General features: G+C 68.7%; 17 protein-coding genes and 1 riboswitch. Of the genes, 8 read left to right on the top strand and 9 right to left on the bottom strand.

Features of this window, described 5'->3' with window-relative positions; all coding sequences use genetic code 11:
- Positions 1-101: 101 nt before the first annotated feature.
- Positions 102-1,103, bottom strand: a complete 1,002-nt coding sequence (locus J3476_RS03205) for a helix-turn-helix domain-containing protein (protein ID WP_207065105.1) — start codon at positions 1,101-1,103, stop codon at positions 102-104.
- Positions 1,104-1,175: 72 nt separating this feature from the next.
- Here J3476_RS03205 and J3476_RS03200 point away from each other — a divergent pair, with 72 nt between their 5' ends.
- Positions 1,176-1,433 carry a hypothetical protein gene (locus tag J3476_RS03200; RefSeq protein ID WP_207065104.1) on the top strand — a complete coding sequence of 86 codons (258 nt, stop codon included), beginning with the start codon at positions 1,176-1,178 and terminating at the stop codon, positions 1,431-1,433.
- Here the strand turns inward: J3476_RS03200 and J3476_RS03195 are convergent.
- Complete coding sequence (locus J3476_RS03195) at positions 1,407-2,198, bottom strand: alpha/beta fold hydrolase (RefSeq protein ID WP_207065103.1); 792 nt, start codon at positions 2,196-2,198, stop codon at positions 1,407-1,409. The two genes, J3476_RS03200 and J3476_RS03195, sit on opposite strands and share 27 nt — an antisense overlap.
- Before the next feature lie 39 nt (positions 2,199-2,237).
- Here J3476_RS03195 and mhuD point away from each other — a divergent pair, with 39 nt between their 5' ends.
- The 6 genes from mhuD (at position 2,238) to J3476_RS03165 (ending at position 6,798) form a co-directional block, all read left to right on the top strand.
- Positions 2,238-2,567: a mycobilin-forming heme oxygenase MhuD gene (gene mhuD / locus J3476_RS03190; protein WP_152518934.1), complete on the top strand. Its 330-nt coding sequence runs from the start codon at positions 2,238-2,240 to the stop codon at positions 2,565-2,567.
- Complete coding sequence (locus tag J3476_RS03185) at positions 2,542-3,900, top strand: serine hydrolase (protein WP_207065102.1); 1,359 nt, start codon at positions 2,542-2,544, stop codon at positions 3,898-3,900. Before mhuD ends, J3476_RS03185 begins: the two co-directional genes overlap by 26 nt.
- A 33-nt stretch (positions 3,901-3,933) precedes the next feature.
- Positions 3,934-4,135, top strand: a riboswitch (cobalamin riboswitch).
- Positions 4,136-4,173: 38 nt separating this feature from the next.
- Positions 4,174-4,899, top strand: a complete 726-nt coding sequence (locus J3476_RS03180; protein ID WP_207065228.1) for an energy-coupling factor ABC transporter permease — start codon at positions 4,174-4,176, stop codon at positions 4,897-4,899.
- On the top strand, positions 4,896-5,264 hold the full coding sequence (locus J3476_RS03175) for an energy-coupling factor ABC transporter substrate-binding protein (protein ID WP_207065101.1): 369 nt from the start codon (positions 4,896-4,898) through the stop codon (positions 5,262-5,264). The genes J3476_RS03180 and J3476_RS03175 overlap by 4 nt, the downstream gene beginning before the upstream one ends.
- A gap of 9 nt (positions 5,265-5,273) precedes the next feature.
- Positions 5,274-6,020 carry an energy-coupling factor transporter transmembrane protein EcfT gene (locus J3476_RS03170; protein WP_207065100.1) on the top strand — a complete coding sequence of 249 codons (747 nt, stop codon included), beginning with the start codon at positions 5,274-5,276 and terminating at the stop codon, positions 6,018-6,020.
- A complete protein-coding gene (locus J3476_RS03165) occupies positions 6,010-6,798 on the top strand; it encodes an energy-coupling factor ABC transporter ATP-binding protein (protein ID WP_207065099.1) in 789 nt (262 codons plus the stop codon). Before J3476_RS03170 ends, J3476_RS03165 begins: the two co-directional genes overlap by 11 nt.
- Before the next feature lie 81 nt (positions 6,799-6,879).
- Here J3476_RS03165 and clpC1 read toward each other — a convergent pair whose 3' ends face one another.
- The 3 genes from clpC1 to lysS all read right to left on the bottom strand — a co-directional run bounded on the left by clpC1 (position 6,880) and on the right by lysS (position 11,669).
- Complete coding sequence (clpC1, locus tag J3476_RS03160; RefSeq protein ID WP_207065098.1) at positions 6,880-9,423, bottom strand: ATP-dependent Clp protease ATP-binding subunit; 2,544 nt, start codon at positions 9,421-9,423, stop codon at positions 6,880-6,882.
- Positions 9,424-9,711: 288 nt separating this feature from the next.
- On the bottom strand, positions 9,712-10,053 hold the full coding sequence (gene lsr2 / locus J3476_RS03155; RefSeq protein WP_207065097.1) for a histone-like nucleoid-structuring protein Lsr2: 342 nt from the start codon (positions 10,051-10,053) through the stop codon (positions 9,712-9,714).
- 101 nt (positions 10,054-10,154) lie between these two features.
- Positions 10,155-11,669 carry a lysine--tRNA ligase gene (gene lysS, locus J3476_RS03150; protein WP_207065227.1) on the bottom strand — a complete coding sequence of 505 codons (1,515 nt, stop codon included), beginning with the start codon at positions 11,667-11,669 and terminating at the stop codon, positions 10,155-10,157.
- A gap of 23 nt (positions 11,670-11,692) precedes the next feature.
- On the opposite strand from lysS, the gene J3476_RS03145 reads away from it, so the two are divergent.
- On the top strand, positions 11,693-12,949 hold the full coding sequence (locus J3476_RS03145) for an alanine racemase (protein ID WP_207065096.1): 1,257 nt from the start codon (positions 11,693-11,695) through the stop codon (positions 12,947-12,949).
- 21 nt (positions 12,950-12,970) lie between these two features.
- Here J3476_RS03145 and J3476_RS03140 read toward each other — a convergent pair whose 3' ends face one another.
- From J3476_RS03140 to J3476_RS03125, 4 genes are read right to left on the bottom strand one after another with little or no spacing between them, the layout of a single operon-like run.
- Positions 12,971-13,786 carry a type III pantothenate kinase gene (locus J3476_RS03140; RefSeq protein ID WP_207065095.1) on the bottom strand — a complete coding sequence of 272 codons (816 nt, stop codon included), beginning with the start codon at positions 13,784-13,786 and terminating at the stop codon, positions 12,971-12,973.
- Positions 13,787-13,791: 5 nt separating this feature from the next.
- The gene (gene panD, locus J3476_RS03135; protein WP_207065094.1) at positions 13,792-14,199 is read right to left on the bottom strand and encodes an aspartate 1-decarboxylase; all 408 of its coding nucleotides are present in this window, start codon (positions 14,197-14,199) and stop codon (positions 13,792-13,794) included.
- The gene (gene panC, locus J3476_RS03130; RefSeq protein WP_207065093.1) at positions 14,199-15,143 is read right to left on the bottom strand and encodes a pantoate--beta-alanine ligase; all 945 of its coding nucleotides are present in this window, start codon (positions 15,141-15,143) and stop codon (positions 14,199-14,201) included. Before panC ends, panD begins: the two co-directional genes overlap by 1 nt.
- Positions 15,140-16,018, bottom strand: coding sequence for a Rossmann-like and DUF2520 domain-containing protein (locus J3476_RS03125; RefSeq protein WP_207065226.1), 879 nt, complete (start codon positions 16,016-16,018; stop codon positions 15,140-15,142). The genes panC and J3476_RS03125 overlap by 4 nt, the downstream gene beginning before the upstream one ends.
- Between the last annotated feature and the right edge of the window lie 71 nt (positions 16,019-16,089).

Below are 16,089 nucleotides of genomic sequence, written 5' to 3'. Positions count from 1 at the left end.
CCGGTGACCGGGCCGGGCGGGCGGTCCATCAGGCACGCCCGGGGAGCCGGCCGTCAGGCACGCCGGCGAGCCGGCAATCAGGCACGCCGGCGAGCCGGCTATCAGGCAGTGACGGCGCTTTCTTCGACACCGATGTCTTCGACACCGCGGCCGGCGCCACACGCGAATCGGCGGCGGTAGTCCGACGGCGTCACGCCGATCACCCGGCGGAAATGATGGCGCAGCAGTGTCGCGTTGCCGAATCCGGACTGGTCGGCGATCCGGTCGATGTCCAGCGTCGTCTCTTCGAGTAACCGCCGGGCGAACAGCACCCGCTGATCGGTCACCCACTGCATCGGGGTGCGGCCGGTCTCTTCGACGAACCGACGCGCGAACGTCCGCCCCGACATGTGAGCCCGGCGGGCCAGCGACGTCACGGTGTGCGGCTTGTCCAGGTTCGCCAAGATCCAGTCCAGGTGGGGCGCGAACCGTTCGGAGCAGCGGACCGGAATGGGCTGGTCGATGTACTGCCGCTGGCCGCCGTCGCGCTGCGGTGGCACCACCATGCGCCGCGCGATCGTGTTGGTGATCTCACTGCCCATCTCGCGGCGCACCAGATGCAGGCAGGCGTCGATGCCGGCGGCGGTGCCGGCGCTGGTGATCAGGTCACCGTCGTCGACGAAGAGCACGTTGCGGTCCACCTTGGCGGTCGGATACATGGCCTGGAGCTGGTCGGCGTGCATCCAGTGGGTGGTGCACGGACGTCCGTCGAGCAGCCCGGCCGCGCCGGCGACGAACGCACCCGAACACACCGTCAGGATCGTCGACCCGGAGGCGGCCGCCCGCCGCACGGCGTCCAACGCCTCGGGCAGGTATTCGGCCGATCCGATCGCCGGGATGGCGACGAGATCGGCGCCGACCAGGTCGTCGAGACCGTGGTCGGGAATGAGGGACGCGCCGACCGAGGTCCGCAGCGGCTTGCCCGGTTCGGGTCCGCACACCTTGAAGTCGAAATTGGGGACGCCGTCGGCCGAGCGATCGATGCCGAACACCTCGCAGATGACGCCGAACTCGAAGACCGCCAGCCCCTCCAGCACGAGGGCCGACACGCTCCTTATCGCCATGGCAGCATCTTAGCGAAGGGTGTCTGTTCTGCCGCTGGTGGCGCCATTTTATACAAGCGCAGGATTACTGCCATGAACACCGCTGTGACCTTCCTGATCCTCACCGTCGCGTTCACCGCGGCCGCGCTGCTCGTCCGGGTGGCGCGCCGGTCGGGCTCACGCCGGCTGCACCTCGACCAGTTCCGGATGGCGGCACCGATGGGCGGCCGATTGTTCGGCGACGACGATCCGGACACCTACCGAATCCGGCACGACGCCGACGCCATCCGCACCCGCTTCGAGCAGCACCCGCACTGGCCGAGCTCACGCGTCCTGGGTGAACGACGTTAGAAACGTCTCGACCGCATCCCGATATTTCCCCGGCGCCTCGTCGTGGACGAGATGACCCGCGCCGGGCAGGTGCACATACGTGGTCCGAGGCCCCGTATCGGCCATCCTGCGCATCTGCCCGGCCGGGGCGACGGAGTTGCCGGCCTCCAGCAGCAGCGTCGGCACCGCCACCGCACGCCACTGATCCCAGTAGTCCCGCGTTCCCCACTCGGCGGCGATCTCGATCCAGCGCCGCGTCTCCCCGTGCAGCCGCCAGCCGGTCGGGGTGCGGTCGAACGCTTCCAGGAAGTACTGCCCGGCCACCGGCCCGAACTCGTGGAACACCTGCTCAGCGGCGGTGAACTCCACGGGCAGCGCGTGCAGCCACGGTTCCCACGGCCCGGTGGTGCGGCCCCGGAAGTCGGGCGCCATGTCCTCGACCACCACGGCATCCACCAACTCCGGGCGCTGCGCTGCCAGACACCATGAATGCAGCGCACCCATCGAATGCCCGATCAGGATCGCCGGACGTCCCAGCGCGTCGACGGCGTCCGACAGATCGGCGACGAAACGCTCCGTCGAGATGGGGTGCGGGTCGTCGATGCCGCGGCCGCGGTGCCAGAGCGCGTCGTAGGTGAACACCTCGCCGTGGCGGGCCAGCCACGGAACCTGACGCGACCAGGTGCTGCCCCGCCCCATCAGTCCGTGCACCAGGACCAGCGGCCGGCCCTGCCCGGCCCGTGACGTCAGCAGCGTGCCCGCAGAGGCATCCGGTGGGGAATCCATGGGCTCATCATGCCGACCCCACGCGGTAGCCTGATGGCCATGGCAAGCCAGACCCCCGTGGTGAAGATCAACGCAATCGAGGTCCCGCCCGACGCCGGCCCGGAGCTGGAGAAGCGGTTCGCCCACCGCGCCCACGCCGTCGACAATCAGCCCGGCTTCCTGGGTTTCCAGCTGCTGCGCCCCATCAAGGGCGAAGACCGCTACTTCGTCGTCACCCAGTGGGAGTCCGAGGAAGCTTTCCAGGCCTGGGCGACCGGGCCGGCCATCGAAGCGCACGCCGGCGAGCGGGCCAATCCCGTCGCCAAAGGTGCATCGCTGCTGGAGTTCGAGGTTGTGCTCGACGTTGCAGGGACTGACACCTCGGCGTGACGCGGCCGGGGTCCGGCGCCGGGCGAGGCTGACGGTCGCGCTCGCCCTCGTCGCCGCCCTGGCCTGCGCGTGCGCCGGCCCCCGACCGGCTCCTGCCGACGGCAGCTACGGCGCACCCATCCAGATCAACACTCCGCAGGGTCTGCGTGCCAAGCAGACCATGGACATGCTCAACAGCGACTGGCCGATCGGCGAGGTCGGCATCCGCACGCTGGCCGCTCCGGACATCGTCGAACACGTCGGCGTCACGCTCGACAGGATGTGGTGGGACCGACCGTTCACCGTCACCGACGTCGACATCGGCGCCGGCAACGCGACCCTCGACGTCGTCACGTCCTACGGGGTCGGTCAGACGATCACCCTGCGCACCGATGACGCCGGGATGGTCGACCGCTTCAACGTCACCCTGGTCCGGCCGCAGATCGACGACTGGGCCGACGTCGACGCCGAGCTGAGCAGCTCTGGAGCGCGGTACTCGTATCAGGTCGCCCGGGTCGACGACGGGCGCTGCGCCAAGGTGGCGGGCACCAACACCGACATGTCGCTGCCGCTGGCATCGATCTTCAAGCTGTACGTGCTGCTCGCGGTCGCCGACGCGGTGAAAGCCGGCACGCTGGCCTGGTCGGATCAGCTGACCATCACCAAAGAAGCGAAGGCGGTCGGCTCCTCGGGCTTCGACAAGGCGCCGCCGGGAACTGAAGTGAGCGTGCGCGAGGCGGCGCAGCAGATGATCTCGGCGAGCGACAACATGGCCACCGATCTGTTGATCGGCCGGCTCGGGCCGGGCGCCATCGAGCGCGCACTGGTCGCCGCCGGGCACCACGACCCCACCAGCATGACGCCGTTCCCGACCATGCACGAGATGTTCTCGGTCGGCTGGGGCGAGCCCGACCTGCGCGACGAGTGGAAGAAGGCGTCACCGCAGGGACGCGCGCAGCTGCTGCAGCAGACCAACACGCGCCCGTACCAGCCCGACCCCGAACGCACCCACACCCCCGCCTCGGCCATCGGCGCCGAGTGGTACGCCAGCGCCGCCGACATCTGCCGGTTGCACGCCGCGCTGCAGAGCGCCGCTGTGGGAGCTGCGGCCCCCGTCAAGGACATCCTGTCGTTCGTGCCAGGCATCGACCTCGATCGCACGAAATGGCCCTACATCGGCGCGAAGGCCGGCAACCTACCCGGTGACCTGACGTTCAGCTGGTACGCCGTCGATCACACCGGTCAGGGCTGGGTGGTCAGCCTGCAGTCGAACTGGCCCGAATACCGCAGCCAGACCGCGGCCGCGTGGCTGCTGTCGATCGCCGAGCAGATGTTCGGCCTGATCGAAACCTAACCCGCCGGAGCGACCACGCCGACCGCGTGGAGGTTATGCTCCGTCTGCTGCGGTGTACGGGAACCCGGTGCAAGACCGGGGCGGCCCTCGCCACTGTGAACGGGAAGTCGGCGTCATGCATGCCACTGCTCGCGCGTCGCGCGGGTGGGAAGGCGGACTCCGGCGTTTCGGCTCTCCCCCGGGAGATCCGACGGACCCGTGAGCCAGGAGACCGACCACAGCACCGATATCGATGCCCACGAGGTGCTGGGCGGAAAGGCACATCCCACAAAAATGCATATCGCAGAGGGGTTTCTCCCCCCGGCCCACGCGGTGGCCTGGACCATCGCGGCGGCTCCCTTCGTCGTCCACGGCGCCATGCAGGTCGTCGCCACCGTCAAGCGACAACCGTCGGCGGGTCCGCTGCTGGCCGCGGTCGGGGCGTTCTCGTTCGTCATGTCGGCCATCAAGCTCCCGTCGGTGACGGGTTCGAGTTCACACCCCACCGGTACCGGGCTCGGCACTGCCATATTCCGGCCGCCGGTGATGGCGTTCCTGGGCACCATCGTGCTGTTGTTCCAGGCTCTGCTGCTCGCGCACGGTGGCATCACCACCCTGGGCGCCAACGCGTTCTCCATGGCGATCGCCGGCCCCTGGGCGGGCTTCGCGGTGTTCTTCGCACTGCGCAAGGCCGGGGTCGGACTGCTGCCGGCGGTATTCGCACTGGCCTTCGTCGCGGACCTCTTCACCTACATCGTCACCAGTTTCCAGCTGGCGCTGGCATTCCCGTCCGCCGAGGGCGGCTTCGGGGAGAGCTTCGTGGAGTTCATGGGAGTCTTCGCGATCACCCAGGTCCCGCTGGCGATCGTCGAGGGTCTCATCACCGTCGTCGTGGTCCGCGTGCTCATGCAGGTCGCCTCGTCCGAGCTGCTCAACCTCGGGTTCCTCAAGAACAAGGAAGTCCCGGCCGGTGCCGGCGAGGAGCCCCGCAGCAGCGAGCGCGAGGAGGTCCAGCGATGAGCTCACCCACCGTCAAATCCAGTTCCCGCTCGGTCTGGGTGCTGGCCATCGTGCTACTCGCCGTCGCGGCCGCAATCGCCGTCGGCTCCCTGCTCTACGGCTACTCGCAGGACGCCGAAGCCGAGTTCGGCGGCGCCGACGGCCAGGCCGAAGAGGTCATCGCCGGTATCGACGAGAGCTACGAGCCGTGGTACGACGCCCTGGTCGGTGAGCTTCCCGGCGAGGTCGAGTCGGGGTTGTTCGCGCTGCAGGCCGGGCTCGGAGGCATCGTTCTCGGAGGTGCGGTCGGGTGGTACGCGGGCCGGCACCGGGGGCGCACGGAGGCGCTGCCCCCGGCTGACCGAGGAGCGCCCGGCGGCGCCTGAGTCGCCGCGATGAATCCCCTGGACCTCAGTGCGGCCCATAACCGGTGGTCGAGCCACCCGGCCGCGGAGAAGCTCGTGCTGTACGGCGGGTTGCTGGTTTGCGCGATGGTGCTGCCACCGCGCACGGCCGCCCCGCTGGTACTTCTGGCGGTCGCCGTGGCAACGCTGGTGCTCGCCCGGGTTCGTCCCCGCCTGTTCGTCCTCGCGCTGATCGGCCCGGCCGTGTTCATCGCGCTCGGGTCGGTGCCGATCGCGGTGGGCCTGCGCGGGGGGCCGCATCTCGAGCCCGGAGGACTCGACCTCGCGGTCGACACGTCACTGCGCGCGATCGCGGCCTCGTCGGCGACCATCGGGCTGGCGGTGACCACCCTGATGGCCGATCTGCTCGACCTGGCGCGCAGAGCCGGCGTGCCGGCCCCGCTGTGCCACGTCGCCGATCTGACGTACCGGCTCGTCGGTATCCTGATCAGCTCGGCGCGTGCGGCCCGGGAATCGGTGGCGCTGCGACTGGGACTACAGAGACCGCGGGATGCCATCACGGTGATCGGCGCCCAGTCGGCCCTCATCTTCGTCCGGGCGACCGAACGAGGCCGGGCTATGTCCGAGGCGATGTCACTGCGTGCCGAACCGGGGATGACCGCGGTGCTCACCGCGGACCGGCCGGTCCGCCCGGCACGGATCGCGGCCAGCATCACCGTGCTGATCGTGATCGCAGGCACCTCGACACTGACCTGGAGGGCATGGAATGGCGGGTGACGAGGTTCTCGGATTGCGGGACGTCGCGTTCGCCTACCCCCGCGGCCCGAGGGTCCTCGACGGCGTGAGCCTGTCGCTGCAGCCCGGTCAGCGGGTCGCGCTGCTGGGCGCCAACGGCTCGGGCAAGACCACGCTGCTCCGGATCCTCGTGGGACTCACGACGCCGTCGGGCGGGACGGTGCGGCTCGAAGGTGCCCCGCTGCGCACCTCGCGGGCCGACCGCACCCGGCTGCGCACCCGGGTCCAGATGGTGCTGCAGGAGCCGGACGATCAGATCGTGGCCGCCACCGTGCGTGCCGACGTGTCATTCGGCCCGGTGAACCTTGGCCTGGCGCGCGCTGAGGTGATGGCCCGCGTCGACGAGGCGATGGATGCGCTGGACATCGGCGATCTCGCCGACCGGACCCCCAACCACCTGTCCTTCGGGCAGCGCAAGCGCGTGGCCATCGCCGGCGCGGTCGCCATGCGGCCCCGCGTCCTGCTCCTGGACGAGGCCACCGCCGGCCTGGACCCGAAAGCGGTGCACGACCTGCTGGACACGCTCACCGCACTGTCACGCGCGGGGACCGCCGTGGTGCTGGCCACCCATGACGTCGACGTCGCCTGGACATGGTCGCAGGACACCCTCATCCTCAGCGAGCACACCGTGCGCCGCGGCCCGACCCACGAGCTGCTGTGCGACGACGCTCTACTCGCCGACGCTCGGCTGGCCACGCCGTGGGGTGCCGCGGTGTCACGGCGCCTGAACCGAACCGTGCTGCGGCCCAGCGACATCTGAACAGATCCGAGGAACGGCGACCCCGGCAAGCACGAAGGCGGTCACCCCGCCAGGGGTGACCGCCTCCCTGGTCAGTGCGAATTACTCGGCTGCGCTCGGCGCGCCCGCCGCCCCGGCCTGAGCCAGGTCCGGCTCGGAGTCACCGACCGGCTTGCGGCTACCGGCGAACGTGAACTTGGCGTCCTCGCCGGCACCTTCGCCGTCCCAGCCTTCGACATCGACCGTGACGAGCTGACCCGGACCGACCTCCTCGAACAGGATCTTCTCCGACAACTGGTCCTCGATCTCACGCTGGATGGTGCGCCGCAGCGGACGTGCACCCAGCACCGGGTCGAAGCCCCGCTTGGCCAGCAAGGCCTTGGCCTTGTCGGTCAGCTCGATCGCCATGTCCTTGCCCTTGAGCTGGTTGGCGACCCGGCCGATCATCAGGTCGACCATCTTGATGATCTCGTCCTGAGTCAGCTGGTGGAAGACGATGATGTCGTCGATACGGTTGAGGAACTCCGGACGGAAGTGCTTCTTGAGCTCGTCGTTGACCTTCTGCTTCATCCGCTCGTAGTTGTTCTCACCGCCACCCTGCGAGAAGCCCAGCCCGACCGCCTTGGAGATGTCGGACGTGCCCAGGTTCGAGGTGAAGATCAACACGGTGTTCTTGAAGTCCACCGTGCGGCCCTGACCGTCGGTCAGGCGACCGTCCTCGAGCACCTGCAGGAGGCTGTTGTAGATCTCCTGGTGGGCCTTCTCGATCTCGTCGAAGAGCACCACGGAGAACGGCTTGCGGCGCACCTTCTCGGTGAGCTGCCCGCCCTCTTCGTAGCCGACGTACCCGGGAGGCGCACCGAACAGCCGCGACGCGGTGAAGCGATCGTGGAACTCGCCCATGTCGATCTGGATGAGCGCGTCGTCGTCGCCGAACAGGAAGTTCGCCAGCGCCTTGGACAGCTCGGTCTTACCGACACCGGACGGACCGGCGAAGATGAACGAGCCCGAGGGACGCTTCGGATCCTTCAGGCCGGCGCGGGTGCGCCGGATGGCCTTCGAAACCGCCCGGACGGCGTCCTCCTGGCCGATGATCCGCTTGTGCAGCTCGTCCTCCATGCGGAGCAGACGGGTGGTCTCCTCCTCGGTGAGCTTGAACACCGGGATACCGGTCCAGTTGCCCAGCACCTCAGCGATCTGCTCGTCGTCGACCTCGGCGACGACGTCGAGATCACCGGAGCGCCACTGCTTCTCCCGCTCGGCACGCTGCGCGACCAACTGCTTCTCGCGGTCGCGCAGGCTCGCCGCCTTCTCGAAGTCCTGCGCGTCGATCGCGGACTCCTTCTCCCGGCGCGCGTCGGCGATCTTCTCGTCGAACTCGCGCAGGTCTGGCGGCGCCGTCATCCGGCGGATGCGCATCCGCGCGCCGGCCTCGTCGATCAGGTCGATCGCCTTGTCCGGCAGGAAGCGGTCGTTGATGTAGCGGTCGGCCAACGTCGCGGCCGCCACCATGGCACCGTCGGTGATCGAGACGCGGTGGTGCGCCTCGTAGCGGTCGCGCAGCCCCTTGAGGATCTCGATGGTGTGCTCAACCGTCGGCTCGCCGACCTGCACCGGCTGGAAGCGGCGCTCCAGGGCGGCATCCTTCTCGATGTACTTGCGGTACTCGTCGAGCGTGGTGGCACCGATCGTCTGCAGCTCGCCGCGGGCCAGCTTGGGCTTGAGGATGCTCGCCGCGTCGATGGCACCTTCGGCGGCGCCCGCACCGACCAGCGTGTGCAGCTCGTCGATGAACAAGATGATGTCGCCGCGGGTGTTGATCTCCTTGAGCACCTTCTTCAGGCGTTCCTCGAAGTCACCGCGGTAGCGGCTGCCAGCCACCAGCGAACCCAGGTCGAGGGTGTAGAGCTGCTTGTCCTTCAGCGTCTCCGGGACCTCGCCGTGCACGATGGCCTGCGCCAGGCCCTCGACGACGGCGGTCTTGCCGACACCGGGCTCGCCGATCAACACCGGGTTGTTCTTGGTGCGCCGGCTCAGCACCTGCATGACCCGCTCGATTTCCTTCTCCCGGCCGATGACCGGGTCGAGCTTGCCCTCCATGGCGGCGGCGGTCAGGTTGCGGCCGAACTGGTCGAGCACCAGTGAGGTGGACGGGTTGCCGGTCTCGCCGCCACGGCCGCCCGTGCCGGCCTCGGCGGTCTCCTTGCCCTGGTAGCCGGACAGCAGCTGGATGACCTGCTGACGGACCCGGGTCAGCTCGGCGCCGAGCTTGACCAGCACCTGCGCGGCCACGCCTTCGCCCTCGCGGATCAGGCCCAGCAGGATGTGCTCGGTGCCGATGTAGTTATGGCCGAGCTGCAGCGCCTCGCGCAGGCTCAGCTCCAGCACCTTCTTGGCGCGCGGGGTGAACGGAATGTGACCGGACGGCGCCTGCTGGCCCTGACCGATGATCTCCTCGACCTGGCTGCGCACACCCTCCAGCGAGATGCCCAGCGATTCGAGTGACTTGGCGGCCACGCCCTCACCCTCGTGGATGAGTCCCAGCAGGATGTGCTCGGTGCCGATGTAGTTGTGGTTGAGCATCCGGGCTTCTTCCTGAGCCAGGACGACAACCCGACGCGCACGGTCGGTGAATCTTTCGAACATCCGTGGTTACCTGCTCTCCATCGCATAGGTAGGTGCGCCGCAATCCCGCCGAGCTCATCCGGCGAACTCGAGGAGCACTGTGCACCTGCCGTCCACTCTAATGGGCGGCGACGCGGACTGCCCCGCCTGTCGGCCCCTGACTGGACCCGACCCGGCTCGGCATCTGTTGACTATCCGGCGCTGGTAGGACCAACGCGGCAGGACAGCGATTCGTTTCCGACGCCCGGCGACGGCGGGTTCGCCCGCAGCGAACGGAGTGGGCACCCAGCAGTGCCCGGCAACCTTGGCCTACGTTGCCGCGTGGAAAGCGTCGATCACGTCGGCGGGGATCCGCCCACGGGTGGAGACGTTGTGGCCGTTGCGGCGGGCCCACTCGCGAATCGCCGCACTCTGTTCGCGGTCGATCGCGGCGCGGCCACGGCCGGTGCCGACGGCACGCCCGCGGCGGCGACCGCCGACGCGGCGGCCGGCCTCCAGCCACGGCTTGAGCTCATTGCGCAGCTTCGCGGCGTTCTTGGCGGAGAGGTCGATCTCATAGCTGACGCCGTCGAGTCCGAATTCCACCGTCTCGTCTGCGGCACCCTCGCCGTCGAAATCATCGACCAACGTGACAGTGACTTTTTTGGCCATTACTGGTGCTTCCTTCTGCGTGCTATGAATAAGACCCGCCCCTCGGGCACCAATGTGCCACAAAAGAACAATTCATTCAACAACGCATGAATCGAGCCGGTTCAGTTGCCGTGACGGCGAACAATCGGGAACAAAACGGTCTCCCTAATCGACAGTCCTGTCAGCGCCATCAACAACCGATCGATACCCATTCCCGTTCCGGTTGTCGGGGGCATCGCATACTCGAGCGCAGCCAGGAAATCCTCGTCCAACGCCATTGCCTCGTCGTCGCCGGCTGCCGCGGCGCGGGCCTGCGCCTCGAACCGTTCCCGCTGGACAACCGGATCGATCAACTCGGAATAGCCCGTGGCGAGCTCGATGTGACGGACGTAGAGATCCCATTTCTCCGTCACGCCCGGGATGCTGCGATGCTCCCTTGTCAACGGCGTGGTTTCCACCGGGAAGTCCCGGACAAAAGTCGGCGCCCACAACGTCTCACCGACCTTGAATTCCCAGAGTTCCTCCACCAATTTTCCGTGACCAAAGCCACGATCGCGAGGAATCTCGACTTCTAGCGCAACAGCAATCTGCCATAGACGCTCCGCGGATGTCTCCGGCGTGATCTCCTCGCCGAGCGCCTCGGACAAAGACGGATACATTTGAATGCAATCCCATTCCCCGTCGAGATCGTAGACGCTGCCGTCGGGCAAAGAGACCTGCCGGGTTCCGATCGCCTCGTCGGCGACCTCTTGAATTAGTTCACGAGTGATGACGGCGGAATCGTCGTAGGTGCCGTAGGCCTGATATGTCTCCAACATCGCGAATTCCGGTGAATGTGTCGAATCTGCACCTTCATTGCGGAACACCCGGTTCAACTCGAAAACCCGGTCGAACCCACCGACGACACACCGCTTCAGAAAGAGTTCCGGGGCGATGCGCAGGTACAGATCGGCGTCGAGGGAATTGGAGTGCGTGACGAAGGGCCGCGCGGCCGCGCCGCCGGCCAGCGTCTGCAGCATCGGCGTCTCCACCTCCAGGAAACCCCTGCGCTCCAGCGCCGAGCGCACTGCCCGCACCACCGCAACACGCTGCCGGGCGATCGTGCGGGCCTCCGGGCGCACGATCAGGTCGACGTAGCGCTGGCGGACGCGGGCCTCCTCGCTCATCTCCTTGTGCGCGACCGGTAGGGGCCGAAGGGCCTTGGATGCCATTTGCCAGGAATCGGCCAGCACAGACAGTTCCCCGCGGCGGGAGCTGATCACCTCGCCGTGGACGAACACGATGTCACCCAGGTCGACCTCGGTCTTCCAGGCATCGAGCGCCTCCTGCCCGACCTGGTCGAGGCTGATCATGGCCTGCAGCTGCGTTCCGTCACCCTCTTGCAAGGTCGCGAAGCACAGCTTCCCGGAGTTGCGGGCGAAGATCACCCGGCCGGCGACGCCGACCTGTTCGCCCGTAGTGGAGTCGGTGGGCAGGTCCGGATAGGCCGCGCGCAGCTCGGCCAGGGTGTGGGTACGGGCCACCTCGGCGGGATAGGGATCGTGCCCCTCGGCGAGCAGCCGTTCGCGCTTGTCCTGACGAATCCGGAACTGCTCGGGGATTGCGTCGGCGTCGGGGTCGCGAGAAACGTCAGTCACGACGTGCCAGCTTAAATGAACAGATGACTGTGCCCGCCCACCCGCCGATCGACCATGCTGCGGTGCGCAGCGTGTCCGAGCGCACACTGGACTGGTCACACAAGGGAATCCCCCCGGCGTGGTGGGGCCGCACCGGCGCGGAGGTCATCACGTCGGCTCCGGTGTTGTTCGAGGCGGACCCGTTCGGGCCCGTCTGCGTGCTGCGCGACGCGGCGTTGACCCACAACCTGTCCACGATGGCGACGTGGTGCCGCCAGCACGGTGTCGAGCTGGCTCCCCACGGCAAGACCCACATGTCTCCCCAACTGGCGGCGCGACAACTGGACGCGGGGGCATACGCGGTGACGGTGGCCACCGCCGGTCAGGCCGCGGTCTACCGGGCCTTCGGCGTGCAGCGGTTGATACTGGCCAACGAGCTCGTCGACGCCGCCGCGCTGCGGTGGACCGCCGCCCAACTGGATGCCGACCCCCACCTGGAGTTCACCTGCTGGGTGGACTCCGTGCGCGGGGTGGAGCTGATGACCGCGGCGCTGCGCGGGGCGACCCGCCCCCTGGACGTCTGCGTCGAGCTGGGCCTGCCCGGGGGACGCACCGGTTGCCGGGACCCGCGCAGCGTCGACGAGGTGGCCCGCGCGGTCGTCGCGTCGCCCAGGCTCCGGCTGGTGGGTGTCGCCGGGTACGAGGCGGCGCTCGGACACGAGTTGACGGACCGGGCTCTGGCCGCGGTGCAGGACCATCTCGGGGCGCTGCGCGCGGCGGCGCTGCGTCTGACGCCGCTCTTCGAGACCGACACCACCCTGGTCAGCGCCGGCGGGAGTACGTACTTCGACGCCGTCGCCGCCGCACTGACCGACTGGCCGGCGGGCTCGGCACTGCGCACCGTGCTGCGCAGCGGGTGTTATCTCACCCACGACCACGGCCTGTACGCGCGCACGTCACCCCTGACCCGAGACGGCGGCGCCGGGCTGCGGCCGGCCCTGGAGATGCATGCGCAGGTGATGTCGCGACCGGAGCCCGAGTCGGCGGTGCTGACGATGGGACGCCGCGACGTCGCGTTCGATTCAGGTCTCCCGGTGCCGCTGGACCTCGCCGGCGCCACCGTCGACCGCCTCAACGACCAACACGCCTATCTCACGGTCCGGCCCGAGGATGCTCCTGAGGTGGGTGCCTGGCTGCGCTTCGGCATCTCGCACCCGTGCACGGTGTTCGACAAGTGGCGGGTGATCCCGGTCCTCGACGACGACGACCGGGTGACCGACCTGGTCCACACGTTTTTCTGACAGGCCGTTGAAGGCGTGCGGTCAGCGTGCCTGCCGCAATTTGCCCCGCTGGCTGTCGCGGTTGCGTTCGAACACCAGCCGAAGACCGTCCAGAGTCAGGTGCTGGTCGTAGTGCTGCACGGTGTTCAGATCGGCCAGCACCAACGGGGCGCCGTGCCCGGTGGCCACCACCGCGACGTCGTCGCCGCCGAAGCCGTCGACATCCTCACGCACTCGATTCACCAATCCGTCCACCAGGGCGGCGAAGCCGAACACGGCACCGGCCTGCATGCACTCGACGGTGTTCTTGCCGATCACCGAACGGGGCCGGGTGAGCTCGACGCGGCGCAGGGCCGCCGAACGCGCCGCTGCGGCATCGGAGGACACCTGGATACCCGGAGCGATGGCACCGCCGAGGAACTCACCCTTGGCCGAGACCACGTCCACGCAGATCGACGAGCCGAAGTCCACCACGATCGAGGCGGTGCCGAACTTCTGATAGGCCGCAAGGCAATTGACGATGCGGTCGGCACCGACCTCTTTGGGATTGTCGACCAGTAGCGGAATCCCCGTGCGCACACCGGGTTCGATCAGCACGTGCGGGACCGACGGCCAGTACTGGTCGAGCATCACACGCACCTCGTGCAGCACCGACGGGACGGTGGACAGCCCGGCCGCACCCGTCAACCGCTCGGCATCGTCTCCGATGAGCCCGTCGAGGGTGAGCGCCAGCTCGTCGGCGGTCACCTCCGCTTCGGTGCGGATGCGCCAGTGCTGCACGACTTTGGCGTGCTCACCCGACCCGGAGATCAACCCGACCACGGTGTGGGTGTTGCGGACATCGATCATGAGGAGCACCTACGTCACCTCGGCGAAATCAGCTCGGAGGCGTCCGCGGGGACGTGCGCCGGATCGGAGCCCAGGTCGATCTGCCGGTTGTCCGCGTCGACGAACACCACCTTCGGCTGGTACGTGCGCGCCTCGGCGTCCTCCATGGTGCCGTACGCGATCAGGATCACCAGGTCTCCCGGATGCACCAGATGGGCGGCAGCGCCGTTGATGCCGATCACTCCGCTGCCCCGTTCGCCGGTGATCACGTAGGTGATCAGGCGGGCACCGTTGTCGATGTCGACGATCGTCACCTGCTCCCCCTCGAGCAGATCCGCCGCCTCCATCAGATCGGCGTCGACGGTGACCGAGCCGACGTAGTGCAAGTCGGCCTGGGTCACCGTGGCGCGGTGGATCTTGGATTTCAGCATGGTCCGTAACATCAATTCCTCCAAGGCAGTTCGTGACTGTCACCGGATGCGGTCCGCGGATGACCGTCGATGCCGGCGCTGGCCCCGACATCGACGGCGATGTTGTCGATCAGGCGGGTGTGTCCGAGCCGGGCCGCCACCAGCAGCCGCGCCGGCCCCTCGGCGGGTGCGGCACCCAGCGCCGGATCGCGGAGCTCGAGGTAGTCCACCTCCAGCGCGGGCACCTCGTCGAGGACCCCGCGCGCCGCGTCGAGCGCAGCGGAGACCCCCTGCGCCGCCGAATACATGCCGGCCAGCAGAGCCGCCGACAGCGCGCCCGCCTGCTCGCGCTGCACCGGGTCGAGGTAGCGGTTGCGCGAGGACATCGCCAGCCCGTCGGACTCACGCACGATCGGCACGCCCTGAACCTCGACACCCAGGTCGAGGTCGGCGACCATCTGCCTGATCAGCGTCAGCTGCTGGTAGTCCTTCTCGCCGAAGTAGGCGCGGTCGGGTCGCACCGTGTTGAACAGCTTCAGCACGACGGTCAATACCCCGGCGAAATGCGTTGGCCGCGAAGCGCCCTCCAACTCGGCACCCAACGGTCCGGGCACCACGGTGGTGCGGGTGCCGTGCGGATACATGTCGTCGGCAGTCGGGGTGAACGCGATCTCCACGCCCTCGGCCCGCAGCGCGTCGAGGTCGTCGTCGAGCGTGCGCGGGTAAGCATCGAGGTCCTCGCCCGCCCCGAACTGCAACGGGTTGACGAAGATCGACACCACGACGACGGCACCCGGCACCCGGCGGGCGGCGCGGATCAGCGTCAGATGCCCGTCGTGCAGGGCACCCATCGTGGGCACCAGCACGATACGGCGCCCGGTGGCGCGCAGAGCCTTCGTGACGCCTGCGACATCGCGGGGACGTGCGTAGACGTTGAGCTCCCCCGCAGCGAATTTCGGGGTCCTACCGATGTTCATCGCTGTCCTGCTTCCGCCAGGGCCTCGAAGACGTCCTCCGGGGCGTGTGCGCGCTGAGCCGTCCGCAACGAGTTCGTGCGATAGGCCTCGGCCAGATCGGGATCCACCTCGGCCAACGCCCGCAGATGGCCGGCGACCGCGCCGGCGTCACCCCGCGCGACGGGCCCGGTGAGCGCGGCCTGCCCCCGCTGCAGCGCGTTCTCCAGAGAGGCGCGGGCCAGCGGGGCGATGATCCGCTCGGTGAGTCCGCCGGGAGCGTCGCCGACGGCGTCCTGCCCGAGCAGCTCCTGCCCCGACAGCGCGGCGCGTAACGCCTCCACCGCGTCCAGCAGCACCGTCACCACGTGGTTGCTCGAGTGGGCCAGCGCGGCGTGGTACAGGGTGCGGGCGTCCTCCCGGACCCGGAACGGCTCCCCACCGACCTCCAGCACCAGCGACTGGGCGATGGCATAGCCGATCTCGTCGGCCGCGGTGACCCCGAAGCAGGTCCCCCGTAGCCGGTCGACGTCTTCGTCGGTGCCGGCGAACGTCATCGCGGGGTGGATGGCCAGCGTGATGCACCCCTGCTCGGACAGCGGCGCCAGGACCGCGATGCCGTTGGCCCCGGAGGTGTGCGCCACGATCGTGTTCGGACGGACTGCGCCGGTGGCGGCCAGCCCGGCCACCAAAGCGGGCAACTCGGCGTCGGGAACAGCCAGCACCAGCAGCTCAGCCCGACCGGCGACCTGGTCGACAGGCAGCACAGCGGTGTCCGGCAGCCAGCGTGCGACGCGCCCGCGTGACTCCTTCGACACGGCGCTGCACGCGACGACGACATGCTCGGCACGTTCGAGCGCCACCCCGAGAGCGGTACCGACGCGACCCGCCGAGATCACGCCGACCGTGAGTCGGGCAGGGCGGAGTCCGCCCCGGTCAGCCGGGTGGGGTGCACCCCCGCCGGCGGGGG

The organism is Mycobacterium sp. PO1, from assembly GCF_017312405.1.
Taxonomy (GTDB): domain Bacteria; phylum Actinomycetota; class Actinomycetes; order Mycobacteriales; family Mycobacteriaceae; genus Mycobacterium.
Note: the sequence above shows the minus strand (reverse complement) of the source record. Positions and strands in the feature narration are given on the sequence as shown.